Source organism: Streptomyces sp. NPDC127038, from assembly GCF_042725875.1.
In the GTDB taxonomy this organism is placed as follows: domain Bacteria; phylum Actinomycetota; class Actinomycetes; order Streptomycetales; family Streptomycetaceae; genus Streptomyces.
On record NZ_JBHXDQ010000042.1, the window covers coordinates 23,015 to 49,751 of the forward strand.

The 26,737-nt window shown below is 71.7% G+C and carries 17 protein-coding genes; 8 read left to right on the forward strand and 9 right to left on the reverse strand.

Going from position 1 to position 26,737, the window contains the following annotated elements; translation table 11 throughout:
• The first annotated feature begins 12 nt into the window (after positions 1 to 12).
• The 6 genes from menC to ACFWI4_RS25985 all read left to right on the forward strand — a co-directional run bounded on the left by menC (position 13) and on the right by ACFWI4_RS25985 (position 9,146).
• Positions 13 to 1,167 carry an o-succinylbenzoate synthase gene (gene menC / locus ACFWI4_RS25960; protein WP_387200546.1) on the forward strand — a complete coding sequence of 385 codons (1,155 nt, stop codon included), beginning with the start codon at positions 13 to 15 and terminating at the stop codon, positions 1,165 to 1,167.
• Positions 1,164 to 2,003 carry a M55 family metallopeptidase gene (locus ACFWI4_RS25965; protein WP_387200548.1) on the forward strand — a complete coding sequence of 280 codons (840 nt, stop codon included), beginning with the start codon at positions 1,164 to 1,166 and terminating at the stop codon, positions 2,001 to 2,003. The genes menC and ACFWI4_RS25965 overlap by 4 nt, the downstream gene beginning before the upstream one ends.
• Positions 1,996 to 3,156: a M20/M25/M40 family metallo-hydrolase gene (locus tag ACFWI4_RS25970; RefSeq protein ID WP_387200551.1), complete on the forward strand. Its 1,161-nt coding sequence runs from the start codon at positions 1,996 to 1,998 to the stop codon at positions 3,154 to 3,156. Before ACFWI4_RS25965 ends, ACFWI4_RS25970 begins: the two co-directional genes overlap by 8 nt.
• Positions 3,157 to 3,194: 38 nt before the next feature.
• A complete protein-coding gene (locus ACFWI4_RS25975; protein WP_385399067.1) occupies positions 3,195 to 4,124 on the forward strand; it encodes an LD-carboxypeptidase in 930 nt (309 codons plus the stop codon).
• A gap of 1,008 nt (positions 4,125 to 5,132) precedes the next feature.
• Positions 5,133 to 6,947, forward strand: a complete 1,815-nt coding sequence (locus ACFWI4_RS25980; RefSeq protein ID WP_387200554.1) for an adenylyl cyclase — start codon at positions 5,133 to 5,135, stop codon at positions 6,945 to 6,947.
• 537 nt (positions 6,948 to 7,484) lie between these two features.
• On the forward strand, positions 7,485 to 9,146 hold the full coding sequence (locus tag ACFWI4_RS25985; RefSeq protein WP_387200670.1) for a ricin-type beta-trefoil lectin domain protein: 1,662 nt from the start codon (positions 7,485 to 7,487) through the stop codon (positions 9,144 to 9,146).
• A gap of 67 nt (positions 9,147 to 9,213) precedes the next feature.
• Here ACFWI4_RS25985 and ACFWI4_RS25990 read toward each other — a convergent pair whose 3' ends face one another.
• The 3 genes from ACFWI4_RS25990 to ACFWI4_RS26000 form a co-directional block, all read right to left on the reverse strand.
• Entirely contained in the window at positions 9,214 to 9,924 is a 711-nt protein-coding gene (locus tag ACFWI4_RS25990; protein ID WP_387200557.1) for a DUF4232 domain-containing protein, read from the reverse strand.
• A gap of 172 nt (positions 9,925 to 10,096) precedes the next feature.
• Positions 10,097 to 12,961: a BTAD domain-containing putative transcriptional regulator gene (locus tag ACFWI4_RS25995; protein WP_387200560.1), complete on the reverse strand. Its 2,865-nt coding sequence runs from the start codon at positions 12,959 to 12,961 to the stop codon at positions 10,097 to 10,099.
• 400 nt (positions 12,962 to 13,361) lie between these two features.
• Positions 13,362 to 15,185 (reverse strand): cellulase family glycosylhydrolase, encoded by a 1,824-nt coding sequence (locus ACFWI4_RS26000; RefSeq protein ID WP_387200563.1) that lies wholly within the window; start codon positions 15,183 to 15,185, stop codon positions 13,362 to 13,364.
• A gap of 756 nt (positions 15,186 to 15,941) precedes the next feature.
• Between ACFWI4_RS26000 and ACFWI4_RS26005 the strand changes: the two genes are divergently transcribed.
• Positions 15,942 to 18,080 (forward strand): glycoside hydrolase family 6 protein, encoded by a 2,139-nt coding sequence (locus tag ACFWI4_RS26005; RefSeq protein ID WP_387200566.1) that lies wholly within the window; start codon positions 15,942 to 15,944, stop codon positions 18,078 to 18,080.
• Positions 18,081 to 18,407: 327 nt separating this feature from the next.
• On the opposite strand, the gene ACFWI4_RS26010 is transcribed toward ACFWI4_RS26005, so the two are convergent.
• Positions 18,408 to 18,932, reverse strand: a complete 525-nt coding sequence (locus tag ACFWI4_RS26010) for a peptidylprolyl isomerase (protein WP_387200673.1) — start codon at positions 18,930 to 18,932, stop codon at positions 18,408 to 18,410.
• 490 nt (positions 18,933 to 19,422) lie between these two features.
• On the opposite strand from ACFWI4_RS26010, the gene ACFWI4_RS26015 reads away from it, so the two are divergent.
• Entirely contained in the window at positions 19,423 to 20,817 is a 1,395-nt protein-coding gene (locus ACFWI4_RS26015; protein WP_387200569.1) for an MFS transporter, read from the forward strand.
• A 67-nt stretch (positions 20,818 to 20,884) separates the two neighbouring features.
• On the opposite strand, the gene ACFWI4_RS26020 is transcribed toward ACFWI4_RS26015, so the two are convergent.
• The 5 genes from ACFWI4_RS26020 to ACFWI4_RS26040 all read right to left on the reverse strand — a co-directional run bounded on the left by ACFWI4_RS26020 (position 20,885) and on the right by ACFWI4_RS26040 (position 26,728).
• Positions 20,885 to 22,810, reverse strand: a complete 1,926-nt coding sequence (locus ACFWI4_RS26020) for a helix-turn-helix domain-containing protein (protein ID WP_387200572.1) — start codon at positions 22,808 to 22,810, stop codon at positions 20,885 to 20,887.
• A gap of 131 nt (positions 22,811 to 22,941) precedes the next feature.
• Positions 22,942 to 23,742, reverse strand: coding sequence for a 3-hydroxybutyrate dehydrogenase (locus ACFWI4_RS26025; RefSeq protein ID WP_387200576.1), 801 nt, complete (start codon positions 23,740 to 23,742; stop codon positions 22,942 to 22,944).
• A gap of 60 nt (positions 23,743 to 23,802) precedes the next feature.
• A complete protein-coding gene (locus ACFWI4_RS26030) occupies positions 23,803 to 24,276 on the reverse strand; it encodes an NUDIX domain-containing protein (RefSeq protein ID WP_387200580.1) in 474 nt (157 codons plus the stop codon).
• Positions 24,277 to 24,421: 145 nt separating this feature from the next.
• Positions 24,422 to 26,035 carry an apolipoprotein N-acyltransferase gene (lnt, locus tag ACFWI4_RS26035; RefSeq protein WP_387200583.1) on the reverse strand — a complete coding sequence of 538 codons (1,614 nt, stop codon included), beginning with the start codon at positions 26,033 to 26,035 and terminating at the stop codon, positions 24,422 to 24,424.
• Positions 26,036 to 26,182: 147 nt separating this feature from the next.
• Positions 26,183 to 26,728, reverse strand: coding sequence for a hypothetical protein (locus ACFWI4_RS26040; RefSeq protein ID WP_385399035.1), 546 nt, complete (start codon positions 26,726 to 26,728; stop codon positions 26,183 to 26,185).
• Positions 26,729 to 26,737: the final 9 nt, after the last annotated feature.

Sequence of the window (26,737 nt, forward strand, 5' to 3'; positions counted from 1 at the left end):
GGACGACCCCACATGACCGTCACTCTTGCCGAGATCGAGCTGGCGCTGGTCCGGCTCGATCTCGTCCACTCCTTCGAGACCAGTTCGCACCGCAAGTCGTACCTGGAGCACATCGTCGTCCGCGCGACCGCCGAGGACGGCAGCGTCGGCTGGGGCGAGTGCGCCTCGCCGACGGACCCGTACTACTGCGACGAGTCCACCTGGAGCTGCTGGCAGGTGCTGGGCGAGCACCTCGCCCCGATGCTGCTCGGCCGCCCCTGGGACCACCCCGACGACGCGGCCCGGCTCACCGCCAAGGTGAGCGGCAACCACTTCGCCCGCGCAGGCCTCGACATGGCCTGCTGGGACCTGTACGGGCAGCGGCGCGGCGAGCCGCTCGCCGACGTGCTCGGCGCTGAGGCCGACGCGGTGCCCGCCGGGGTCAGCCTCGGCATCGAGCCGACGATCGACGCGCTCCTCGCGCAGGTCTCGCGGCACGTCGCCGACGGCTACCGCCGTATCAAGCTGAAGATCCGCCCCGGCTGGGACCTCGAACCGGTCCGCGCCGTCCAGGACGCCTTCCCCGGCGTCCCGCTCCAGGTGGACGCCAACACCGCCTACCGGCCCGAACAGGAGCCCGTACTGGCGGAGTTGGACGGTCGTGGGCTGCTGATGATCGAGCAGCCGTACGCGGCCACCGACCTGCTCTCCCACGCCCGGCTCGCCGCCCGTCTCGACACCCCGGTGTGCCTGGACGAGTCGGTCACCACCCCGGATGTGCTCCGCACCGCGCTGCACCTGGGCGCGGCCGACATCGTCAACATCAAGGTGTCCCGGCTCGGCGGGCTCGGCCCGTCGAAGGCGGTGCACGACCTGTGCCTGGACGCCGGAGTACCGGTGTGGTGCGGTGGCATGCACGAGTTCGGCATCGGCCGGGCCGCCAACCTGGCCCTCGCCGGGCTGCCCGGATTCACCCTGCCCTCGGACGTCTCCGGCTCCGACAAGTACTACCGGCGGGACATCGTCACGCCGCCGATCCGCGCCGTGGACGGCATGGTCGCCGTACCCCGCTCCCGGCCCGGCATCGGCCTCGACGTGGACCCCGGCCAACTCGCCCGGCACACCATGCGCACCTGGACCATCCGTCCCCGCGCCCGGCTCACCACCCCTGAGGGGAAGGCAGCATGAAGGTCCTGATCTCCGCCGACATGGAGGGCGTCACCGGCGTCACCTTCCCCGACGACTGCGAACCCGGCCACCCCCGCTGGGAGTACAACCGGCGGTTCCTCACCGCCGACGTCAACGCCGCCATCGCCGGTTTCGCGGCGGCCGGCGCCACCGAGATCCTCGTCAACGAGGCCCACTCCGACCAGCGCAACCTGCTCCTCGACCGGCTCGACACACGGGCCACTCTGCTCATCGGCACGCACAAGCCGCTCGGCATGATGGAGGGCATCGACCGCTCCCCCGACGCGGTCGCCTTCGTCGGCTACCACACGGGCGCCGGCCAGCCGGGCGTGCTCTCCCACACCTATCTGCCCAACACCATCACCGCGGTGCGGATCAACGGCGAACCGGCCTCCGAGGGCCGGATGAACGCGCTGCTCGCCGACGAGTACGGCGTCCCGGTGGTCCTGGTCACCGGCGACGACCTGGCGTGCGAGGACGCGCGCGGCTGGGCGCCGCACGCCGCCCACGGCGTGGTCAAGACCTGCGTGGACCGCTACTCCGCGATCTGTCTGCCGCCGGAGCTGAGCGCCGCCCGGATCACCGAGGCCGCCCGCGAGGGGCTCACCACGCTGCCCGCGCCCACCGGACCGCTCGCCCCGCCCGCCGAGGGCTACACCTACGAGGTGTCCTTCGACGCCGCCCACCTGGCGCCTGCCGCCAGTTACATCCCCGGAGTCGACCAGACCGACCCGCTGACCGTGCGGTTCACGCTGCCGACGATGTACGAGGCGATCCGCTGCTTCCGCGCGCTGACCCGGGTGGTCACCTCGGCCGTGGAGAACTGCTATGGCTGAGCCCTCCGAACTCCTCACCCAGGCCCGCACGTTCGGCGACACGGTGCTGGAACGCTGGGAACGCCTGGTCGCGTTGGAGACCCCGTCGGGCGACGCGGACCGTGCGGCCGTGTTCGGCAAGGAACTCGCCGCGGGCCTCGCCGCCACGGCCGACCGTCTCGAACAGCCGCCGGGACCGGGCGGCGACCACCTGGTGGCGTACTGGAACGGGAGCGGGGCCGGGGACGAAGGCTCCCGCGCCGGACACACGCTGCTCGTGGCCCACAGCGACACCGTCTTCCCCGCCGGGACGGTCGCCCGGCGCCCCTTCACGCTCGCCGAGGACGGCGACACGGTCACCGGCCCCGGGGTCTTCGACATGAAGGGCTCCCTGGTCGCCGTCGAACTGGCCATGGACCTGTTGTCCCGTACGAGCGCCACGCCCAGGCGTCCGGTACGCCTCGTGGTGGTCAACGACGAGGAGATCGGCAGTCCCGACGGCAGCCGTCTCGTGGCCCGGCACGCCGACGGCGCCCACGCGGTGCTCGGCCTCGAACCACCGCTGCCCGGCGGCGCGTTGAAGATCGGCCGACGCGGGGTGGCCCGGGTACGACTGAGCGTGCGCGGGGTCAGCGCCCACGCGGGCCTCGACGCCGCCCTCGGCGTCTCCGCGATCGACGAACTCGTCGACCAGCTCGCGGGGTTGAGGGCGACGGCCGCCGCCCTCCCCGACGCGGCACTGAACGTCGGCACGATCACCGGGGGCACCCGCGCCAACGTGGTCGCCGACCACGCCGAGGCGGAGATCGGCCTGCGCTACGCCACCGCCGAGACCGAACGGGCCCTGCTGAGCGCCCTGTCGGAACCGGTCCCGGTACGGCGGCGGGCCACCCTGTCCGCCGAGACGCTGTCCCACCGGCCGGCCTGGGCGATGGATCCGGCCAACCCGCTCGCGGCCCAACTGGTCACGCTCGCCGCCACCCTGGGCCTCGACCTGCCCCTCGGCTCCTCCGGCGGCGCGGGCGACACCAACCTCACCGGCGCGCTCGGCATCCCGACGGCCGACGGCCTCGGCCCCGCGGGAGCCGGCGCCCACGGCGAGGACGAACACGCCTCGCTGTCCTCCCTGCTGGAACGGGCGGCACTCATCGCCGCGTTCCTGCGGACGCACTGACCGCGCGTCGGCCCACTCACTCACCCCGAAGGATTCCCATGCCCACCCTGCCCTCCGAGGGACTCGTCCGCCCCGCCGCCCCCAAGCCCGGTGACCGCGTCGCCGTCATCGCCGCCAGCGGACCGACCGACCAGACGAACCTGGAGACCGGCCTGGAATCGCTGCGCGGGCTCGGCCTCCAGCCCGAGGTGTTCGCCTCCGCGCGGGCGACCGGCGAATACCTCGCCGGGGACGACGCGCTGCGCGCCCGCGACCTGACCGCCGCCCTCACCGACCCGGCGTTCACCGCGGTCTTCTGCGCGAACGGCGGCTACGGCGCCCAGCGCACCCTGGAACTGGTCGACTGGGACGCCATCGGCACACCCACCCCGCGCACCGTCATCGGATTCTCCGACGTCACGGCGCTGCTGGAGGCGGTGGCGGTGAAGCTGGGCTGGACGGGGCTGTTCGGGCCGATGCCCGCCATCCGCGGCTTCCACCCCGGCCGGGCCGACTTCGACGGGCTCGCCGCACTGCTCACCGACCCGGCGTCCGTCAAGGAACTGCGCTTCCCCGGCTCCCGCCCCCTCGTCGGCGGCACCGCGGAGGGCGTCACCCTGGGCGGCACCGTCACCCTGCTCGCCTGCTCCCTGGGCACCGGCACGTCGCTGCCCGCGCGCGGCGGCATCGTCCTGCTGGAGGACGTGGACGAGGAGACCTTCCGGCTCGACCGGTTCCTCACCCAGTTGCGCCGCGCCGGATACTTCGACGGCGCGGCCGGCATCGTCTGCGGCACCTTCACCGACTGCGGCACACGCGAGCGCGTCGAGGAGCTCCTGCTCGACCGCCTCGGCGACCTCGGCATCCCGGTCCTCGTCGGCGCGGACATCGGCCACGGCGTGCCGCAGCAGACGTTCCCCATCGGGACCCGGGCCAGGCTCGACGCCGACGCGGGCGTCCTCACGTTCCTGGACCCCGTACTCGCCTGACCGGCCGGGCGGGTTGACCGGAGGGGCGGGAAGCGGACGACGAGGTCCGCGCCCCGCCCCTCCGACCGCCCGCCGGCCGCCAACGGCAAGGACGCACCCACCAAGGCCGCCACGACCACTGAACCCGCCCCCGGCAAGACGCGATCACATAGGCTCCGCGCCCAACGACACTGGCCCTGACTGGACGCGCGCCCACACGCTTCGCGACCAACGACACCACCGCCGCGCAACACGCGAACACATACGCTGCGCGACCAACGACACCGCCCCCGACGCGACACGCGCACGCGCGCTCCGCGACCAACGACACCACCGCCGCGCAAGACGCGAACACACACGCTGCGCGACCAGCGACACCGCCCCGACGCGACACGCGCACGCGCGCTCCGCGACCACTGACACCACCCCCGGCGCGACACGCACACTCACGCTCCGCGACCAATGGCGCCGCCCCGCGCGACACGAGAGCACATACACTCCGCGCCCCCTGACACCGCCCCCGGCGAGAAACACGCACCTACGCTTCGCGACCGCGTACGACACCCGCGCCGCCCCGCCGCACCGGCCCCGCGCGCTCCCCCGGTCGAGCACCGAGGCGACAGGCCCGACCGCCGCCACCCGCCCGTGGCGACAGCCCCGCCCCGTCCCCTCAGGTCATCGCCCTCCCAGCACCTCGCCGGGACGAAGCTCCCGAGAGCCGCCCCCGCCCTCCACGAGCGCATCCATCGGCCGCACGGCGACCACCCGACACCGATGCACCCCGGGCCCGCTTCACACCCGCGACCCTCCCGCGCGGCGGCCCCTCGCCCCCGAACACCGGGCCGAGAGCGCCCTCACACGCTCCCCACAGCCACGCCGAACACCGGACGATCCGTCAAATCCCCTTTGGTGCAAGCACATTGACGCTCCCCGGTCACGGTGATTCACTTCGTGGCTGAGAGCGCTCTCAGAGAACGGGGACCAGTTGACGGTCCTTCCCATTCACCCTATGCAGGGAGAGCCGTGTCCATGATTCCCTCTCGTCGTAGTGTGCTGCGCGGGGCGGCCGCTGCATCGGTGCCGCTGATCAGCGGCGTCTGCTCGGAACGGGCGTTCGCGTCGACCGCCGCCGGTTCGCACGGGTCCGGCGGCGGACAGGGCGGCGCCCGCTCCCCGCTCGGCCCGAACGTCATCGTCTTCGATCCGTCCATGAGCAACGCGTCGATTCAGGCCAAGGTCGACGCCGTGTTCGCGATCCAGGAGTCCAACCAGTTCGGCGACGAACGGTTCGCGCTGGCCTTCCTGCCGGGCACCTACACCGTCGACATCAACGTCGGCTTCTACACCCACGTCCTGGGCCTGGGCGCGAGCCCCTCCGACGTGGTGATCAACGGCCATGTCACCGTCGACGCGCAGTGGTTCGAGGGCAACGGCACCCAGAACTTCTGGCGCGCCGCGGAGAACCTGACCATCGTGCCGCCGGACGGACTGGAGCGCTGGGCGGTCGCCCAGGCCGCGCCGATGCGCCGCGTCCACATCAAGGGCAACATCACCCTGTGGCCGAGCCCGCCCGGAAACCGGTGGTCCAGCGGCGGCTTCCTCGCCGACAGCGTGGTCGACGGGTACGTCGAGTCCGGCTCCCAGCAGCAGTGGCTCTCACGCAACGACACCTTCGGCAGTTGGAACGGCTCCAACTGGAACATGGTGTTCGTCGGCACCCAGGGCGCCCCCACGCAGTCCTTCCCCGCCCCGCCGTACACCACCGTCGACCGCACTCCCGTGATCCGCGAGAAGCCGTTCCTCACCGTGGACCGCCACGGCTCCTACCAGGTGTTCGTGCCCGCCCTGCGCACCAACAGCACCGGCACCACCTGGGCCGGCGGCCCGGCCAAGGGACACACCGTCCCGCTCTCGCGGTTCCATGTGGCGGCGCCGGGCGACTCGGCCGCCACGATCAACCGGGCCCTCGCGTCCGGCAAGCACCTGCTGTTCACGCCCGGCATCTACGACATCTCCGCACCGCTGCGCGTGAACCGGCCCGGCACCGTGGTCCTCGGCCTCGGCCTGACCACCCTGCGCTCCACGCACGGCAACACCGTGATCGAGGTCGCCGACGTCCCCGGCGTCACCCTCGCCGGCCTGCTCTTCGAGGCGGCCTCCCACCACACCCCGGTCCTGCTGCGGGTCGGCGACGGCTGCAAACGGCGCCGGCACGAGAGCGACCCGACCGTCCTGTTCGACATCGTCGCCCGGATCGGCGGCGCGCTTCCCGGCGGCGCCGGCATCAGCGTCCAGATCGACAGCGACGACGTGATCCTCGACCACCTGTGGCTCTGGCGCGCCGACCACGGACTCGACGGCACCGTGGGCTGGACGGTCAACCCGGCCGACAGCGGCATCGTGGTCAACGGCGACCGCGTCACCGCGTACGGACTGTTCGTCGAGCACTACCAGAAGTACGAGGTGCTCTGGAAGGGCGAGCACGGCCGCACGTACTTCTTCCAGAACGAGCACCCGTACGACGTGCCCACCCAGACGGCATGGCGGCACGGCTCCACCCGCGGGTACGCCGCCTACAAGGTCGCCGACCACGTGCGCAACCACCACGCCTGGGGCCTCGGCAGTTACTGCTTCTTCAACCTCAACGCGGACATCTACACCGACTGCGCGTACGAGGTCCCCGACACCCCCGGCGTCGTCTTCACCGACCTCATGACGGTCTGCCTCAACGGGCCCGGTGGCGGTGGGATCCTGCACGCCATCGACAAGGCCGGCGATCCGGTCCAGAACGGCTTCGCCACGTACTTCATGAAGTCGTACGCGAACGGAACCGCCGGCGCCTGACGCAGGCGCACACCACCACGACAGGCCCCCGCCGAGGAGCGGGCGCAAGGGACGACCCGGCGTGGGTGGCGCGGTCGCGGTTCCGGCCGCCGCGCCACCCAGGTGCGTCCGCGCGCCCCGAAACGCCCTGTCCGCCGCCTGCCGAGCCGCCGTCGGCGACCCTTCCGCGCCAGAGTCGGTTGAAGCCTTGACCGCATTAGTCTGGTCCAATAGCCTCTGCCCCGCACAGAACTGCACAGGGCTCAACACCCCCAGCCGTCACCTGCGTTGATGAGGTAGCCGCCGGCCGGGGACGAGAGCCCGGCCGCACGCCGGGGCCCGCCTGGCCCCGGCAACCCCGGTGACGTCTTCGCCCCTCGTCGTCATCGAGATCCCCCCAAGGCGCGGGCCCCACCCACCGTTGACGGAGACCGACGGAGGCGGCGGGGCGAGCCACGCGCCCATGTCTCTTCCTCGGAGGCCAGACCTATGCAATTACGCTTCACAAGGGCACCGCGCGGGCGGATGAGAGCGCTCTCACTGATTCCCGTGGTCCTGATGACGGTGGCGGCCACCGTCACGACGGCCGTCAGCGCCCAAGCGGCAGTTCCCCCCACACCGTCGGGCTTCACGCTCACCTGGAGCGACGACTTCAACGGCGCGTCCGGCACCGGCATCGACCAGAGCCTGTGGAAGTACGACACCGGGCCGGGCAGCAACTTCGGCACCGGTGAGATCGAGACCATGACCAACAGCACCTCGAACGTCTACTACGACGGTCAGGGGCATCTGGTCCTCCAGGCGCTGCACTCCGGTTCCGACCCGAGGAGCGGATGGACCTCGGGGCGGGTGGAGACCCAGTCGGCGGGCTTCGGTGCCCCGGCCGGCGGCGTCGTGCGCATCGAGTCCGTCCTTCAGCAGCCCAACGTCACCACCGCCAACGGCGCGGGCTACTGGCCGGCGTTCTGGATGCTCGGCGCGCCGCTGCGCGACGGTGTGACCTGGCCGAAGTCCGGCGAGATCGACATCATGGAGGACATCAACGGCCGCAGCTCCGACTTCAGCACCCTGCACTGCGGGGTGAACCCGGGCGGCCCCTGCAACGAGTCGACCGGCATCGGCTCGGGTGAACGCGCCTGTTCGGGCTGCCAGACCGGCTTCCACGACTACGCGGCGGAGATCGACCGCTCGGTGTCGCCGGAGCAGATCAGGTTCTACCTCGACGGGAACAACTTCTTCACCGTCAACGCCAACCAGGTGGACGCGACGACCTGGTCCGACGCGGTCGACCACCCGTTCTTCATCATCTACGACCTGGCCATGGGCGGCGGCTTCCCGGACGCCTTCGGCGGGGGCCCGAACGCCTCCACGGTCTCCGGCGGCAAGCTCGTCGTCGACTCGGTGGCGGTCTACAACAAGGCGCCCGGATCCGGCGGCGGTGGTGGCGGCGGTACGACGAGCGGCCAGACGATCACCGGTCCCGGCGGCAAGTGCGTCGACGTGGCCGGTGACGACACCGGTGGCGACGGCACCGCGGTCCAGCTGTGGGACTGCCAGTCGACGGCCAAGGACCAGCACTGGACCTGGAGCGGCCAGACCCTCCAGACCCTCGGCAAGTGTCTGGACATCGCCGGCGGCAACAGCGCCGCGGGGACGAAGCTGCAGCTCGCCACGTGCAACAGCGGCGGCTATCAGAACTGGGTGCGGCAGACCGACGGTTCGCTGCGCAACCCGACGAGCGGCCGGTGCATCGACTCGCCGTCGGGTGCCACCGCCAACGGCACACGCCTTCAGATCTGGGACTGCAACAGCTCCGGCGCCCAGAACTTCGCCATCGGAACCCCGGTCTACGGACCGGGCGGCAAGTGCGTGGACGTGGCGGGTGACGACACCGGTGGTGACGGCACCGCGGTCCAGCTGTGGGACTGCCAGCAGGCCACCTCGCTCGACCAGAAGTGGACGTGGAACGGGCAGACCCTGCGCACGCTGGGCAAGTGCCTGGACATCGCGGGCGGTGTCAACGCGAACGGCACCCAGCTCCAGCTCGCCACCTGCAACGGCGGCGGCTATCAGAACTGGGTCGCCAACGGCGACGGCTCGATGTCCAACCCGACCACGGGCCGGTGCATCGACTCGCCTTCGGGTGCCACCGCCAACGGCACACGGCTCCAGATCTGGGACTGCAACAGCTCCGGCGCCCAGAAGTTCGCCCTGGCGTGAGAGGTGAGGAGACCCACGGCCCCTGGCCGTGGGTCTCCTCGGTCGGTCGCCTCGTCCGGGGCTGGTCCTAGAAGTCGTCGGCGCCGTTGCGGAGTTCGGGAGTCCAGTAGCCGGTGGCCCACTTCGCGGAGTCGACCGCGATGCCGTCGCCGCCGGGGGCCCTGACGGTGGCCAGGGAGCTGCTGCCCTGGACGCCCACGGAGAAGGCGATCACGGGCTCGGTGTTCTCCTCCTTGCCGCCGTCCGACAGCTTCACCAGGGCGTAGGCCGGTGCTCCGGCCGACAGGACGACGGGAGCGGCCGGCTTGCTCTTGGTCACGGCGGGCACGTTCTCCCGGTGCCCCTCGAGGAACTGGATCTCGGGGAAACCGTTCAGCCGGCAGCCGTGGCCCGAGGTGTTCTTGGCCGTCAGGACGATGTGCGTGTAAGGCGGGCCGTCCTGGTAGGCGGCGCTGATGGCGAGGTCCTTGGTCGCGCAGACCGGCGTGCCGCCGGCGGCCGATCCGGTACCCGAACCCGATGCCGCCTTCGAGCCGGAACCCGACGTCGAACCCGAACCCGATCCGGAGACGGTCGAGGTCGTGTCGGTGCCGGCGTTCTTGGCACTGCCCGAGCCCTGCGTGGACGCCGTCGAGGAGCCTGCCTCGGCGGAGCCCGTGGTCTCGGGGCCCGAGGACTTCACGCCGGAGCCGTCGGGGCCGCAGGCGGTGAGGGCCAGGGCGAGCATGGCCGTGGTCGTGGCGGCGAGAAGCGTGGTGCGGTTACGGATGGTGCTCACGAAGGTTCCCCCGAGAGATGCGTGCGGCGAACACCGGATCACCCGGCGCGCCGTCCCTGAACTGCTGACATGCATCAGTCTTGGGCCCGGCGCTCACGTGACGCTGACGTCGCGCTGGCGTACCGCTGACGCCCGCGGTGTGACCCTCCGCACACGGCTGTCGGCCCGGACGTCAGCCGTCGTCGGAGACCCGGCGCACCGCTTCCTCGTACCGTCTGCGGTAGTCCGCCCCGGGGCGCACGCGCAGCAGCGCCGCGAGGGCCCGTACGGCGCCCTCGTCGTAACCGGCGCGTTCGGCCTCCCCGGCGGCCCGGTCGAGGAGCAGGATCCCCTCGCCGTCCGCGCCGAGCGCGAGGTGTGCCTCACCGCTGACGGTCAGCAACAGCGCGCGGCGCGCCGCCTCCTCGTGCTCGGGGCCGAGATCGAGCGCCGTACGGGCCGAACGCAGCGCCTCACCGGGCCGGCCGGCGGCGAGCTGGATCCGGGCGAGGTGCTGGAGCGCGAGCATCTCGGTGTGCGCGTCGGACTCCTCGCGGGCCAGTTCGATGGCCCGGGCGCAGTTCTCCAGCGCGGCCTCGGTGTCGCCCTCCGCGGCTTCCACGACGGCGAGGTTGATCAGCGCGGTCGCCTCGCCGAGCCGGTCACCCGCCTTCCTGGCGAGTGGCGGCGAGAGTTCCAGCAGCGCGAGGGCCTCGGCCGGCCTGCCTTCCTCGCTCAGCACCCAGCCGAGCAGGGTGAGGACCCGTGATTCGGCGTACGGGTCCCCCTGGGCGCGCGCGCATTCCAGCGCGGTGTCGAGCAACGGCACCCAGTTGTCCCTCACCCGCCAGACCACTTGGGGCCATTGGAGCAGGATGATGCGCCAGGCGCGGTCGTCGAGACCGGCGGCGCGGGCCGCGACGACGGCCAGGGTCAGGTCGTCGCGTTCGGTGGCCAGCCAGTGCATGGCGGCCGCCCTGTCGGTGAAGTCCCGTACGGCGAGCGGCCGGTGGAAGCCGTCCGGCAGGGTGAAGCAGGGTTCGCCTCCCGGCTGCGCGGTGTCGGCGGCGGCGAGCGCGGTCGCGATGTAGTGGTCGAGGACGCCGGTGAGGGCTTCGCGCGCGGATCCGGGATCGAGGGTGCGGGCGTAGAGGCGTACCAGGTCGTGGAGTTCCCACCGTCCGGCCGCGGTCTCGGTCACCAGGTGGGCTGCGGCGAGGCGTTCCAGCGCCGCGGCGGCGACGCGGGGGGCGGTACCGGCGAGCGCCGCGGCGGTGAAGGGGTCGAAGTGCGAGCCGGGATGGTGGCCGAGGCGGGTGAACTGGTGCAGTGCGTCGGGCGGCAGTTGCTGCACGGTCAGGCGCAGCGCGGCGGAGACGCTGGTGTCGTCGACGTCGAGATACGTCAGTCTGCTCTGCTCGTCGGCGAGTTCGTCGGCGAGTTCGGCCAGGGTGCGTTGCGGCCGGCCGGCCAGCCGGGCGGCGGTGACGCGCAGGGCGAGCGGCAGTCCGCCGCACAGTTCGGTGAGTCTGCGCGCGGCCACCGGTTCGGCCAGGACGCGGTCCCTGCCGAGGACGCCGGCCAACAGCTCGGTGCCATCCTGCGGTTCGAGGCTGTGGAGGGCGATGACGCCGGCCGCCTCGGAGGCGATGAGCCCGTCCAGGCGGTGTCTGCTGGTGACCAGGGTGACGCAGTCGGCGCCGCTCGGCAGCAGGGCCCGGGCGGTGGCGGAGTCACGGACGTTGTCGAGCACGACGAGCAGGCGTCGCCCGTGGGTCAGCGAACGGAAGAGCGCGGCCGCGGCCGCCGCCGACTCGGGCACACGGCGTGGGGGCACGCCGAGCGCCGGAAGGAACTCGCGAAGGACTTCCGTGGGCGCCGCTTCGCCGGAGTCGCTGAAGCCGCGCAGATCGGCGAAGAGGAGCCCGTCCGGGAACATGGCGGCGTTGTGGTGGGCCCACTGCACGGCGAGAGCGGTCTTGCCCACCCCGGGCAGGCCGGTGACCAGGCACACGGGTGCCTCGGCCGCGGCGACCCGGGTCAGCTCGGCGAGTTGCGCCTCCCGCCCGCGGAAGACCCGGGGAGCACGCGGCAGCAGATCCCTGGGGTACGACAGGTCGACCAGCGGGGGAAGGGCGACCGGCCCGGACTGCGCGGACGCCGACACGGTCCCAGCGGTGGGGAGTTCGGACGCCGGGGGCGAACCGGCGTCGGACACGCCCTCGGTGGACACGCCCGCAGGCCCCCGCGACTCCGCCGCGTCCTCGGCACCTGGCGCCGTGTCCTCCGCCGAGGTGTCCGGCCCGCCCTGAGGGAGGGGGTCGCCCCGCAGGATCAGCGCATGCACCTGGGCGAGTTCGCTCCCGGGGTCGACGCCCAGTTCGTCGACGAGCAGCCGCCTGGTGCGGTTGAACCAGTCCAGCGCCTCCGACTGGCGTCCGGCCCGGTACAGCGCGTTCATCAGGGACGCCGTGAGCGTCTCGCGCATCGGGTGGGCGACCGCTACCGTGCGCAGGACGGCCGCGGCCTGGTCGTGTTCCCCCAACGTGGTGTGCGCGCGGGCCAGTTGCTCGACGGCCGCCACCCGTGACTCCTCCAGCGAGTGCGCGGCTGCCTGGAGCGCCGGGCCGGGGAACGTGCCCGCGAGGGCGGGACCCTGCCACAGGGAGAGTGCGTCCTTGAGCATCGCCATCGCGTCGCGGGCGTCCTGCTGCTCCTTGGCCAGCGCGAGGAGTTCCTCGAACCGGTAGGAGTCCAGCAGGGTTTCGGGCGACCGCAGTGCGTACGCGTCGCCCAGTGTGGCCAGTTCGACCCCGTAGTCGGCGGCGTCGCATCCGGCCAGCAGGGCCCGTATCTGCGACACATGTCCCTGGATGACGCTGCGGGCGTGCAGGGGTGGTGCGTCGTCCCACAGGCAGTCCGTCAGACGGGCCACGGACACGGGCGTGTTGACCGACAGCAGCAGGGCCGCGAGGAGGCTGCGGCGTTTGGCCGGACCCAGGGACAGCGGCCCCACGAGGGTGTCGACGGACACCATGCCGAGCAGCCGGAACTCCACAGGGTGAGGTCCCTTTCAGATGGGGGGGAATCGAAGGCACGATCGAAGCCCCAGGATATCGGGGGTACGGGGAGACCCCGACGAGGTACATCGGTCTCCGGCCACGGGACCGGCCCCATACGGGGGTGTCCCGGACAATCTCGCGGCAACAGCCCCGACCTCCGCAGACCCGTGTGCCCGTGTGCCCGCGGCGCACGAGCCGCACCGGCACGGACTCACGCACGAGGCGCTCGCGCCACACCGTCACGAAGCCGCGCACGACGTGCTCGCGCCGCACCGTCACGGAGAGGAACGACAGCCGGGCCGCCCGCCCGCGCACGGCTCGCGCGGCGGACGGCCACTTGGCTTCGACGACGAGGGCTGCGAGAGCGCGGCCACGCCGTCGTCTTCCTTCTCCTCCTCAGCTTCCGGCCCGGCAGCTCAGGACCGGGGTGCCCGCGCCGCCCGGCGCCGCGCTGAAACCGAAGCCCGTGGAGGCGCCGGCCGCGATGGCGCCGTTGTGGTCGGCGTTGTTCGCGGTCACCGCCTTGCCCGCCTGGGTGTAGGAGGCGTTCCACATGCCCGAGATGGTCTGGGCGCCCTGCCACTCCCAGGTGACCTGCCACGACTTGGTCGTCGTCGAGCCCGTGTTGGTGACCGTGACGTCGGCGTTGAATCCGCTGCCCCAGTCGCTGCTCACCTTGTAGGTGGCGGTGCATCCGCCGGAGCCGCCGCCGGTGCCGGAGGTCGTCGCGCTGACCGACGCGGACGCCGGGGAGGTGTTGCCGGCCGCGTCGCGGGCCCGCACGGTGTAGTCGTAGCGGGTGCCGGCGGTCAGACCCGTGTCGGTGAAGGTCGTTCCGGTGGCCTCACCTGCCTTGGTGGCGCCCCGGTAGACGTCGTACGCGCTCACCGCGGTGTCGTCGGTGGAGGCGTTCCACGACAGGGACACGCTCGACGCGGTGGTACCGGTCACGGCCAGTCCGGCCGGCGTCGAGGGCGCGGTCGTGTCTCCGCCTCCCCCGCCGCCCCCGCTGAAGCCCGGGGACTTGATGGACGCCAGGTAGCCGTCCTTCACGGTGTCCACGGTCTGCCAGTCGTCCTTGAGGATGCCTCCCGTGTCACCCGAGTTCGGATTCCACGACCAGAACGTCCAGTTGAAGCTGTCGGCCCCGTAGGTGCTGGTGGGGCGCAGATAGTCGACGAGCGCCGCGAGCCACTTCTGGTCGACCGTCGACTGCAGGGTGGTGCCGAACTCGCCGAGCCAGACAGGGGCGATGTTCTGCTTGAAGATGTAACCCCAGTACTTGTCCCAGACGGCCGGCATGTTCGCCGGGAACGACGGGTCGCTGAACCAGGGCTGCTGCGCGACGCTGGTGGCGTAGTCGTGGGCCGAGTAGACCACGCGGTTGGCGACGCTCAGCCGCACCGGCGCGGTGGCGACCCCGGCGAGATTGCCGCCCCACCAGGTGCTCTGACCGTTCACCGTCTGAACGCCCTCGACGAAGATCAGCAGGCTGGGGTTGACCGACAGGACCGCGTTGCCGGCGCGTTCCGCGGCGAGCCGCCAGTCGGTGCTCGTGTCGCCGCATCCCCAGCAGGCGGGATCGTGCGGCTCGTTGTGCAGGTCGATCCCGACCACGGCGGTGTTGCCCTGGTAGCGGGTCGCCAGGGCCTTGAGGTCGGTGATCCACGTCGTCTCGGGGACGGCCGAGGTGTACCAGAGTGCCGACTGGGCCGAGGAGTCGGGCCGATGACGGTCGAGCACGACCTTGAGGCCGATCGAGCCCACGTAGTTGACGATCTTGTCCATCACCTGGAGCGAGTTGAGGCCTTGCAGATCGGCGTTCATGCCGTTGGCGTAGCTGATGCCGTTGGGCTGGGTGCCCTTGAAGATGTCGTCGCTGTAGGGCAGGCGGATGGTGTTGTAGCCCAGGGACTTCATCTGGTCGGTCATGGACTTGTAGTCGCGTGACCAGAGGCCGTGCGCCACGTAGTTGGACGTCTCGAACCCGAACCAGTTGATGCCCGCCATGCGCACCGGCTGGTTCTGCGCGTCGAGGATCCGGCGGCCCTCGGTGTGCCAGTACCCGGCGCCGGACACGGCGGCCGCGGACGACGGGGACGAGGGAGCGGCGGCCGCCCGCGCGGGCACCGCCACCGTGAACGGGACGAGGGCGGCGACGGCCGCCGTGAGGAGCGCGACCAGGGCGCGCCTGACGCGGAATACGGGTGGGTGACGCATGGTGGGGGGGTCCTCTCGGGGTGGGAGCGCTCCCATCCTTGGGCGCGCGTCTCCGATAGGGCAGGCGGAAGGGCGCCCGGCATGGCGGCTCCCGCCGACCGGCAGGAGTGTCCCGCTCCCGACGGCCGGCTCGTCGAAGCCGGACTGCGCACATGGAAGCCACTAAGCGTGTTCGCGTCAATACCCCGCGCGTCGATCGTGCTCGTCCGTGGAGTTGTCGGCCATGGACGCACCCCGTTCAGGCCAGGCCCGCGCTGCTCCGGACACGAGGGGCGCATCGCCGCCTTCCGGGATTCCGCACCGGAGACCACCGAGGCCTCCCGTACGGCCACACCCGCCGCGACCTGGCACGCGGTCCGCACGGCCTGCGAGCGAGTCGGCTCACGAAGTCCGGGAATGACGTGCCGTCAGCAGCCCATCTTTCGCAGGGGTGTTGACATCCACAACTTGAACGCCGCACCTTGGGAGCGCTCCCACATTTCAGTCCCGTGTCCCGGCCGTCACATCAGTGACCGGGCACCGTCCACGCGGCGGCGAGAACACCGGCCCCACGCCCGGACGGCGCCACGGCACGCTCATGTGCGGTGGCCCGCCGGCTCCACCTTGCGCGACGCACACGAACGCACCTTCGTCATGCCCGAACGCAACACCCGTCCGGCGGAGCTCCGTCCGGCGTGCCCGAGCCGCGGCACACCGGATGTCCGCCGGCGACCCGCACGCCGACCGTACCCGCCTGCTCTCCCCAGGAGATGGCCGATGCCTTCCCGTAGACCCGACTCCACCCTGCGCCGAAACGGATCGAAGCGGACCGCCGCTCTGGCCGTCGGCGCCCTCCTCGGCGCCCTGTCCATCACCGCCCTTCCGACCACCGCGACCGCGGCCGCCAAGCTCGACAACCCCTATGTCGGCGCGAAGGCCTACGTGAATCCCGACTGGTCGGCCAAGGCCGCGGCCGAGCCGGGCGGTTCGGCCATCTCCAACCAGCCCACCTTCGTCTGGCTCGACCGGATGGCCGCGATCCAGGGCACCGCCGACGCCCGCGGTCTCAAGGCGCACCTCGACGCGGCGAAGGCGCAGGGCGCCAACCTCGTCCAGCTGGTCATCTACGACCTGCCCGGACGGGACTGCGCCGCGCTCGCCTCCAACGGCGAACTCGGCCCCGACGACCTGGCCACGTACGAGAGCAGCTACATCGACCCGATCGCGGCGATCCTCGCCGACCCGGCCTACGCGAGCCTGCGGATCGTCAACCTCATCGAGCCGGACTCCCTGCCCAACCTCGTCACCAACGCGGGCGGCACCGCCGGCTCCACGACCCAGTGCGCCACCATGAAGGCGAACGGCAACTACGAGAAGGGCGTCGGTTACGCCCTCCACACGCTCGGCGCCCTGCCCAACACCTACAACTACATCGACGCGGGCCACCACGGCTGGCTCGGCTGGGACAGCAACCTCACCCCGGCCGCCCAGGAGTTCAAGAAGGCGGCCACCACCAGCGGCGCCACCGTGAACGACGTGACGGGCTTCATCGTGAACACCGCCAACTACTCCGCCACCAAAGAGCCGTACGTGAAGGTGACGGACACGGTGAACGGCCAGACGGTGCGCCAGTCGAAGTGGATCGACTGGAACCAGTACGACGACGAGAGCTCGTACGCGCAGGGCCTGCGCACTGCGCTCGTCGCGCAGGGCTTCGACTCCGGCATCGGCATGCTCATCGACACCTCGCGCAACGGCTGGGGCGGTTCGGCCCGGCCGACCGGTCCCGGCCCGACGACCAGTGTCGACGCGTATGTGGACGGCGGCCGTATCGACCGGCGCATCCACGCGGGCAACTGGTGCAACCAGAGCGGAGCGGGCCTCGGCGAACGCCCGACGACCGCCCCCGACACGGGAATCGACGCCTACGTGTGGGCCAAGCCGCCGGGCGAGTCCGACGGGGCCAGCCAGGCCGTCGCCAACGACGAGGGCAAGGGCTTCGACCAGATGTGCGACCCGACGTACACCGGGAACGCGCGCAACGGGAACAACCTCACCGGAGCACTGCCCAACTCCCCGCTCGCCGGGCACTGGTTCTCCGCCCAGTTCCGTCAACTGCTCGCCAACGCCAATCCGCCGGTGAGCGGATCGGGTGGCGGCGGCGGTGACACCCAGGCCCCCACCGTTCCCGGCGGCCTCACGGTCGGCACCACGACGAGCAGCAGCGTCTCGCTGAGCTGGAACGCGTCGACGGACGACACCGCGGTCACGGGTTACGACGTCTACCGCGACGGCACCAAGGTCGGCAGCGCCACCACCACGTCCTACACCGACAGCGGGCTCACCGCGTCCACCACCTACAAGTACACCGTCAAGGCCAAGGACGCGGCGGGCAACGTCTCGGCCGCGTCCACGGAGGTGTCCGCCACCACCAAGGCGTCGAGCGGCGGTGGCGGCGGAGGCTCGACGGGCCTCAAGGTGCAGTACAAGAACAACGACTCCACCGTCGGTGACAACCAGGTCAAGCCCGGTCTCAAGCTGGTCAACGGAAGCACCGCCGCGGTCGACCTGTCCAAGGTGACCGTCCGCTACTGGTTCACCGGTGAGTCCACCTCCGCCGGCTACCAGACCTTCTGCGACTGGGCACAGCTCGGCTGCTCCACGGTCAAGACCTCGGTGACCGGGGTGTCCCCGAGCCGCACGGGCGCGGACCACTACCTGGAGGTGGGCTTCACCTCCGGTTCGCTGGCGGTCGGAGCGGACAGCGGTGAGCTGCAGCTGCGCATGGCCAAGTCCGACTGGTCGAACTTCGACGAGTCGAACGACTACAGCCGGGGCACGAACACCGCGTTCGCGGACGCGGCGAAGGTGACCGTGTACGTATCGGGCACCCTCGTCTGGGGCACCGAGCCGTAAAGCGTACGGAAGTGACCGGGGGCCGGGGCGGTGACGCTCCGGCCCTCCGCCGTCCGCTCCCCGGGTGCGCGGCGTGCGTGCGGCCCGGACTTCACAGGGCGGCAGGCCCCGTTGCCGCAGATCCGGGGCCGCCGGGAAAGCGGGTCCGATCGCTCGCCGGGTGGCGGCTCGCGGCCGGTACGCGGAGGCGCACCGAGTCGGGCACCTCGAAGCCCGGGAAGCGGCATGGCGCCGCGCCACCCGCCTGACCGCATGCGTGAGCGCCGTGCGCACGCGAATCGAAGCCGAGCCGCATACCCGGACCCGAGGTGACCGCAGCTCAGATCATCAGGGCCGGCAGGACGGCCGGACGCTGAGCAACTCGGTCCGCAGCACGGGCGTGCCATCGACAGGTGCCGGGTCTTGCGCAGTCGGCTCGATGCCACCGGCAGCGATCTTGTCGAGCGTCTTCAGGCCGGCGGCACCGACGGTGCCGAACACCGTGTAGTTGGGTCGCAGCGCGGAGTCGCCGTAGACGACGAAGAACTGCGAACCGTTCGTGTTCGGCCCGGCGTTGGCCATCGCCAGCAAACCGCGCCCGTAAAGGCGACGGACGCCGGTCGGGTCGCTCGGCGCCGGCGGCAGGTCCACCGGCAGTTCGTCCTTGTACTCGTACCCCGGCCCGCCCTCACCGGTGCCGGTCGGATCGCCGCACTGCAAGACCTTGAGCGTCGGATACGCCGTCAGCCGATGACACACCGTACGGTCGTAGAACCGATGCCGCGCCAGGTGCACGAAGCTCTGCACCGTGCACGGCGCCTTCGCCCGGTCCAGACTCAGCGGGAGCGGGCCCTGGCTGGTCCGGACAGCCATACCGATCGTGCCGTGACTGGGGGTGTGCCGAGGGTCGGGGGGCAGGGGAACCGGCCGCGCCGCCGGCTCGTCCGGGGTCTGGGTGTACTGGCAAGGGCCGTGCGTGGTTCGCGGCGGGGCATCGCCGGCGGAGGCGGTGGTGCTGCCACCGGACACGACCAACGCCGCTGCCGCCAATGCGGGTATGAGAGTTCGTTTCATCCTGCACACCCTCCAGAAGATCGCCGGATTTCGGAGCGGTCGCAGCCTAAGGCGCGTCTCAGCGGGTGAGAACCGGCCCGCAAGCCACATCCGCCTCCCGTCTTTCGGCCCGCGGTCGCAAACCCCTTAGCCGCCCTTCCGTGAGCTGAGCTGGTACGTCTCGGCATGGTGGCCGCACGCACAGTTGAGCCCTGAACTATGGTGCCCCACCACATACGCCTACGACCTGTGCGTTCCTACCGTGTGCCGACACGTACCCGTCCCCACCGCACACGAGGAAGTGGCGCACATGGCCTCCGCAGCATCCGCTCCCCCGACACCCGCCAACCTGAAGCGCATCGTCGCCGCCAGTCTCATCGGCACCACCATCGAGTGGTACGACTTCTTCCTCTACGGCTCGGCCGCCGCCCTGGTGTTCAACAAGCTGTTCTTCCCCGACTCCGACCCGCTCGTCGGAACGCTGCTGTCCTTCCTGACGTACGCCGTCGGGTTCGCGGCCCGGCCGCTGGGCGCGCTCGTGTTCGGGCACTACGGCGACCGGCTCGGCCGCAAGCGGCTGCTGGTGCTGAGTCTGCTGCTGATGGGCGGCGCGACCTTCGCGATCGGTCTGCTGCCCACGCACGCGACCGTCGGCGCGGCCGCCCCCGTCCTGCTCACCGCGCTGCGTCTGGTGCAGGGCTTCGCTCTGGGCGGCGAATGGGGCGGTGCCGTCCTGCTGGTGTCCGAGCACGGCGACGCGAAACGGCGCGGGTTCTGGGCCTCGTGGCCGCAGACGGGCGCCCCGGCGGGCCAGCTCCTGGCGACCGGCGTCCTGTCCCTGCTCACGGCCACGCAGTCGGACGCCGCCTTCGTCTCCTGGGGCTGGCGCATTCCCTTCCTCCTGTCCGGTGTACTGGTCATGGTCGGACTGTGGATTCGTCTGTCCGTCGACGAATCCCCTGTGTTCAAGCAGGCGTTGGCACAGGCCGAGGCCCGCAGGAAGGCCGGGACCCCCGGTGCGGACGCCTCCGAGAGGCTTCCGCTGGTATCCGTCCTGCGCCACCACTGGCGTGACGTGCTGATCGCGATGGGCGCCCGGATGGCCGAGAACATCAGCTACTACGTCATCACCGCCTTCATCCTCGTCTACGCCACCACGTCCGCCGGTGTCTCCCGGCAGACCGCGCTCAACGCCGTACTCATCGCCTCCGCCGTGCACTTCGCCGTCATCCCGGCCTGGGGCGCCCTGTCCGACCGCATCGGGCGCCGCCCCGTCTACCTGCTCGGAGCCGCCGGCATCGGCCTCTGGATGTTCCCGTTCTTCTCCCTCATCGACACCGGAGGCTTCGCGAACCTCGTCCTCGCCGTCACCGTCGGCCTGATCCTGCACGGCGCCATGTACGCGCCCCAGGCCGCCTTCTTCTCCGAGATGTTCGCGACCCGGATGCGCTACTCCGGTGCCTCCATCGGGGCCCAGTTCGCCTCCGTCGCGGCGGGCGCGCCCGCACCGCTCATCGCGACGGCCCTGCTCTCCTCCTACGACAGCTCCACGCCCATCTCCCTCTATGTGATCGGGGCGGTGCTGCTGACCCTGATCGCCGTGGGCTTCGCGAAGGAGACCCGCGACCGCGACCTGTCCGCCGTCGAGACCGTGACCGACGATCAGCCGTCGCCGGTCGCGCCGGCCGACGCCCGAACCGTCTGACGGCAGACCCACGCCCCCGATCCCCGTACGCGATGCCGTGTGCGGGGATCGGCGCCGTCCCGCGGGTTCATCTCTGTCCGTCCGACGACAACCGGTGCAGTCTCAGGGCGAGTTGGATCTCCAATACGCGGGCCGGACTCTGCCAGTCGTCCCCGAGCAGGCGCCCCACCCGCTCCAGCCGCTGGGCCACGGTGTTCACATGCACATGGAGGGCGTCCTTCGTGCGCGCCGGACTCATACCGCCGGCGAAGTACGCGTCGAGCGTGCGCAGCAGGTCGGTTCCGCGCCGTTCGTCGTAGGCGACGACTCCTCCGATGGTCCGGCCGACGAACCCGGAGATGTCCCGGTCTCCCGCGAGCAGCAGGCCGAGGAAGCCGAAGTCCTCCGCCGCCGCGCCGTCTCCGGCCCGGCCGAGCAGGCACAGCGCCTCCAGACAGCGCTGCCCCTCCGTGTAGGCCGCGGCCACCGCTTCGGGGTGGGCCGCGAGCCGGTCGACGGGTGCGGAGGCACCCACGGTCACCGCCTCCTGGACGGCGGTGCCCAGCTCCTTGGCCGTGCGGCGGGCCAGGGCCGTCGCCGTGTCGCCGGGCCCGAGCGGGAGCAGCAGGACCGCGCCGCCGTCACGGGTCGCGGCCAGTCCATGGCGGGTGGCGGCGAGATGGGAGGCGGCCGACCACAGGCGTCTTCGCGCACCCGCCTGCCGGCCGGCATCGGCGGACACGGTGTCGAAGCGGGCAGCCAGCACCACATGGGGGCCGTCGAGATCGGCGTGCAGCCGCGCCGCCCGTTCCCGCAGCAGCTCCGGATCGCGGTCCCGGGCGTCGAGCAGGTCGTCCAGCAGTTCGCCCCGCACCCGCTGTTCGGCCTCGGAGGCCGAACGTCTGGCGAGCAGGAGCAGTGAGGTCACCATCCCGGCGCGCTCCAGGGTGCGCTGGTCGACGGGATCGAGGCCCGGATGCCCACGCAGCACCAGCGCGCCGAGCAGTTCGCCTCCGGCCGCGACCGCGACGACCCAGTCGTCGCCGTGCGGTACGGCGTGACCGGCGGCGCGGGCCGCTTCCACGGCCGTGGTCGGTGTGCCGCCCGGCTCCGTGAACTCGACGGTGCCGGCCAGGACTTCGGAGACCGCGGCGGCGACGTCGTCGACTCCGCCGCCGCGCAGCACGAGTTCGGCCAGCCGGTCGTGGACGTCGGAGGCTCGCTCGATCACCGCGCTGCGGTCGCGGATGATCTCGTTGGCCCGGCCGAGGCGGTCCAGGGCGGAGCGTGTGTCGGTCAGCGCGTTCGCCGAGTCGATGGCCGCGGCCGCCAGCGCCGCGAACGAGCCGAGCAGTGCGATCTGTTCCCGCTCGAAGACCCGCGCCCTGCGGTCCGCGGCGAAGAGCACGCCGATGACCTGGGGCCCGATCATCAGGGGCACACCGAGAATCGCGACGAGTCCCTCGTCCTGCACGCCCGCGTCGATGGTCCGGGTGTGCCGGAAGCGCTCGTCCTTGAAGTAGTCGTCGGTGACGTACGGGCGGGCGGTCTGTGCGACGAGGCCGCCCAGTCCCTCGCCCATGCCGAGCCGCAGCTGCTGGAAGCGTGCGGCGACCGAGCCCTCGGTGACCCGCATATAGGTGTCGCCCCTGGCCGGGTCGTTCAGGCTGAGGTAGGCGATGTCCGTGCCGAGCAGTGACCGGGCCCGCTGCACGATCGCCCGCAGCACTGCGTCCAGGTCGCGCAGACCCGCGAGGTCGTGCGCCGTCTCGAACAAGGCGGAGAGCTCGGCCTCGCGGCGGCGCCGTCCCTCTATCTCCGTGCGCACGCGCAGAGCGAGCTGCTTGGCCTGTTCGAGTGCGGCGACGTGACGGTCGGGGAGCCCCTCGGCGCGGGCGAGCAGTACCGGCTGCTCATAGGCGTCGGCACTCGCTCCCCGGGCCAGGAGTTCCAGGAACGGCGCTTCCGCGCTGTCGGCGGAGCGCTCGGCTGATGGCAGGTGATCGCGGGACATGGCAACAGGATCGCGCATCCGCGGGCGGCCCCGGCTGCCCTGTGGACAACTCGGCTCCGGCCCGCTCGGGAGGGGTCCGGCACCGCGCTCGGCGCAGGTGGGCCGGTGCTCGCGGGGCGGACGCCGGCGGCTCAGTGCGCGGTCCAGCCCCCGTCCAGCGCCAGTGAGGTTCCGCTGATGAAGGCTGCCTGCGGGCCGCAGAGATAGGCCACCGCCTCCGCGACCTCCTCCGGCTCGATGAGCCGCTTGACCGCGCTGTCGCGCAGCAGGACCTCGGTCAGGACCCGCTCCCGCGGAATCCCGTGCGTGCGTGCCTGATCGGCCAGCTGCTTCTCGACGAGCGGGGTGCGCACATAGGCGGGGTTCACACAGTTCGAGGTGACTCCGTGGGGCGCGCCTTCGAGGGCCGCGGTCTTCGAGAGCCCTTCCAGCCCGTGCTTGGCGGCGACGTAGGCCGATTTGAACGGGGAGGCGCGCAGCCCGTGGACGGAGGAGATGTTGACGACGCGCCCCCAGCCCTGCCCGTACATATGGGGAAGCGCGCCGCGGATGAGCCGGAACGGTGCTTCCAGCATCACGGTCAGCACCGTGTGGAACACGTCGGGCGGGAACTCCTCGATGGGGCGGACCAACTGCAGCCCCGCGTTGTTCACGAGGACGTCGGTGCCCGCCGCGGCCTGTTCCGCCGCGTCGAGGTCGGTGAGGTCGAGGACGTGCGGTTCGACCGTCCCGGTCAGGCCGTGCCCCTGTTCGGCCAGGGACTCCAGACCCCCGGCGTCCCGGTCGACCGCTCTGACCTTGGCTCCGGCGGCGGCGAGCCGCAGCGCGCAGGCGCGGCCGATGCCGCTCGCGGCACCGGTGACGAGCGCGGTACGGCCGCCGAGGTCGAGTGGGGAGACGTGGGGGCCCGGAAGGGCGCTGGGCGCGGTCATATCCCGACCCTAGGCAGCGCCCCGGCCCCGACCGATGTGGTCAGCACACACTCTTCAGGGTCAGGTGGTGGGCTGGAACCATGTGGGTTCATCGAGGAGCGCCTGCTTGATCCGCACGAGCGCGTAGTCGTCCAGCTTCGGCAGGGCGTCCACGGCGAACCAGCCGACCTGGAGCGACTCGTCGTCGTTGACGCGGGCCTCGCCGCCGACGGCGCGGCAGCGGAGGGTGGTGTCCATGAACTGGCAGACATCGCCGTTGGCGAAGGTCACCTGCCCGCCGGCCTGGATCATCACGACGCGCTCGACCTCGATGTGCACGGCCGTCTCCTCGTACACCTCGCGCACCGCGCAGGCCGCGGGCTGCTCGCCCGGCTCGGGGATGCCGGAGATGAGCGCCCACTTGTGGCTGTCCGAGCGCTGGCCGAGCAGAATCCTGCCCTCGTCGTCGAAGACCACGGCGCTGACCCCGGGGAGCCAGAGGAGCTGGTGGCCCGCGAAGGCCCGGATCGTACGGATGAAGTCGGGAGTAGCCATGGCCAAGACCTTATCCGCGCGACCCCTCACCTCGACGCACCGGCCACGGCGCCCGCCTGCGGGAAGGGACGGTACGGCGTCCGGGGCCGCGCCGCACCATCAGCAGCCGACCCCGGAAACCTCGCCGCCGACGCGGCCGCCCGTCCTACGCGCCCGTGTTCCGGCGCGAGCGGACCGCCGTCGTCGCCGCCCAGCCGAGGCCGCCCGCCGCAATCAGCACGAGGACCATCTCCGGGAGGATGCCGAGCTTCGTGGCCGGGGTCTGCGAGGAGCGCAGCGGCACCTTCTGGACCAGGGAGTCGGCGACGAACATGCCGGTCTTCTGGGTGATCTTCCCGTCGGGCATGATCACGGCGCTGACACCGCTCGTCACGGGCACCGTGACGGTGCGGCTGTGCTCGACGGCGCGGATGCGGGACATGGCGAGCTGCTGGTAGGTCATCTCGCTGCGGTCGAAGGTCGCGTTGTTGCTGGGTACCGAGATGATCTGCGCGCCGTCGGTGACGGTGCTGCGCACGGCCCAGTCGAACGCCGCCTCGTAGCAGGTGACGAGGCCGACCCCGGTGCCGTTCATCTTGAACACGCCCGGCTTGGTACCGCGGCTGAAGTCCTCGCGGACCATGGTGGTCCAGTTCTTGTTGATGGCACCGAGCAGCGGGCGCAGGGGGAGGTACTCGCCGAACGGCTGGACCTGGCGCTTGTCGTACGTGCTCGTGGGGCCCTTCACCGGGTCCCACAGGATCTGCTCGTTGTAGATCTTGCCGCCCCGTCCGACCACCGCGCCGACCGAGATGGGGGCGCCGATCGCCTTGGCCGCTCCGTCGATCACGTAGCGGGCGTCGGGGTTGGCGAAGGGGTCGATGTCGGAGGAGTTCTCCGGCCACAGGACCAGGTCGGGCTTGGGCTTCTTGCCCGCCCTGACCTCGGCGGCCAGTCGCTCGGTCTCGGCCACGTGGTGGTCGAGGACGGCGCGCCGCTGCGCGTTGAAGTCGAGTCCCGCGCGCGGGACGTTGCCCTGGATGAGGGCGACCGTCGCCGTGCCGTCCTCCGCCTTGTCGCTGACCAGCATCCGCGCGGCGAGCGCGCCGAGGACCGGGACGGCGATGCTGAGCAGCGCCACGACGGCGGCGCCGCGGCGCAGGACACCGCTGCCGCGCCGTTCGACGACGAGACGGACGATCTCGTACAGCCCGAAGCCGCAGAGCACGACGCCGAATCCAAGGACCGGAGTGCCGCCGACCGCGGCGAGCGGCAGGAACACGCCGTCGGCCTGTCCGAAGGCGATCTTCCCCCAGGGGAAACCGCCGAAGGGCGCACGCGCGCGTGCCGCCTCACCGGCGATCCAGACGCCCGCGGCCCACACCGGCCACCCGGGCAGCCGGGAGACGAAGGTGATCCCGGCGCCGACGAGCGCTATGTAGATCGCCTCCACGGCGACGAGCGCGAGCCAGGGGCCCGAGCCGACCTCGACGCCCGTCCAGACCAGCAGCGGCAGGAGGAATCCCAGGCCGAACAGATAGCCGAGGCCGAGACCGGCCTTCCAGGAGCGACCGCGCAGGGTCCAGGCGAAGACCGCGAAGGCCGGCAGGGCCAGCCACCACAGGGTCCGTGGCGGGAAGCTGACGTACAGCAGCACTCCGGAGAGCGCCGCGGCGGCGGCCGGGACGAGGCGGCGTACCAGGCGGGACCCGCGCGAGGCGGGCACGGCCTGGGGTTCGAGCTGTTCCGGCTCGTCTACGGTGGTTGCGGTGGCGGTCACTCCGGGAGTGTACGGCGCCTGACCTGGGCGCGGACAGCTCGGCCTGTCCGGTCCCGGCGGGCGGAACAGCGTTCGGCGGGTCGCATCGCACGGATCAGCCGTAACGTTCCTTCACAGCCGCGCCGACTGCCCCACCCGGGGCTGCCGTCAGCTGGCCAGGCCGGTCTTGTCGGCGCTCAGACGGCCACGGATGACCTTCACGGCGGCCTCGGCGTTGTCCACGGTGATCGTGAACGTGTGGCCGTCGCCCAGGCGCAGGACCATGGCCTCGCCCCGCCGGACGATGACGGCGGTTCCCTGCTCGGGGCGCCAGCGGTATCCCCAGCCGCCCCACTGTCTCGGGGTGACCTGGGGCGCGAAGTCGGCGCCGACGACCGTGGAGAGCGGGATGCGCCGGCGCGGCACACCCATGTGGCCGCAGCGCACCTCCAGGCAGTCCTCGTCGACCTTCACGGCGACCTGCACGAAGGCCAGCGTGCCGAAGAGGATGAGCAGTCCGGCCGCGATGCATCCGACGACGGACATGACCAGGGGGGCCGTTCCCGACGCCGAGCCGGAGGTGACGGCCAGCTCGATGCCGAGAGCCAGACAGGCCAGGCCGCCTATGGCGGGCAGCCACTGGACACGGTTCCTCGCACGCCCGGTCCAGATCTCCGCGCGCGGGGAGGTGTCGCCGTGGGGGTGGTCCCTCATGCCTTGAGA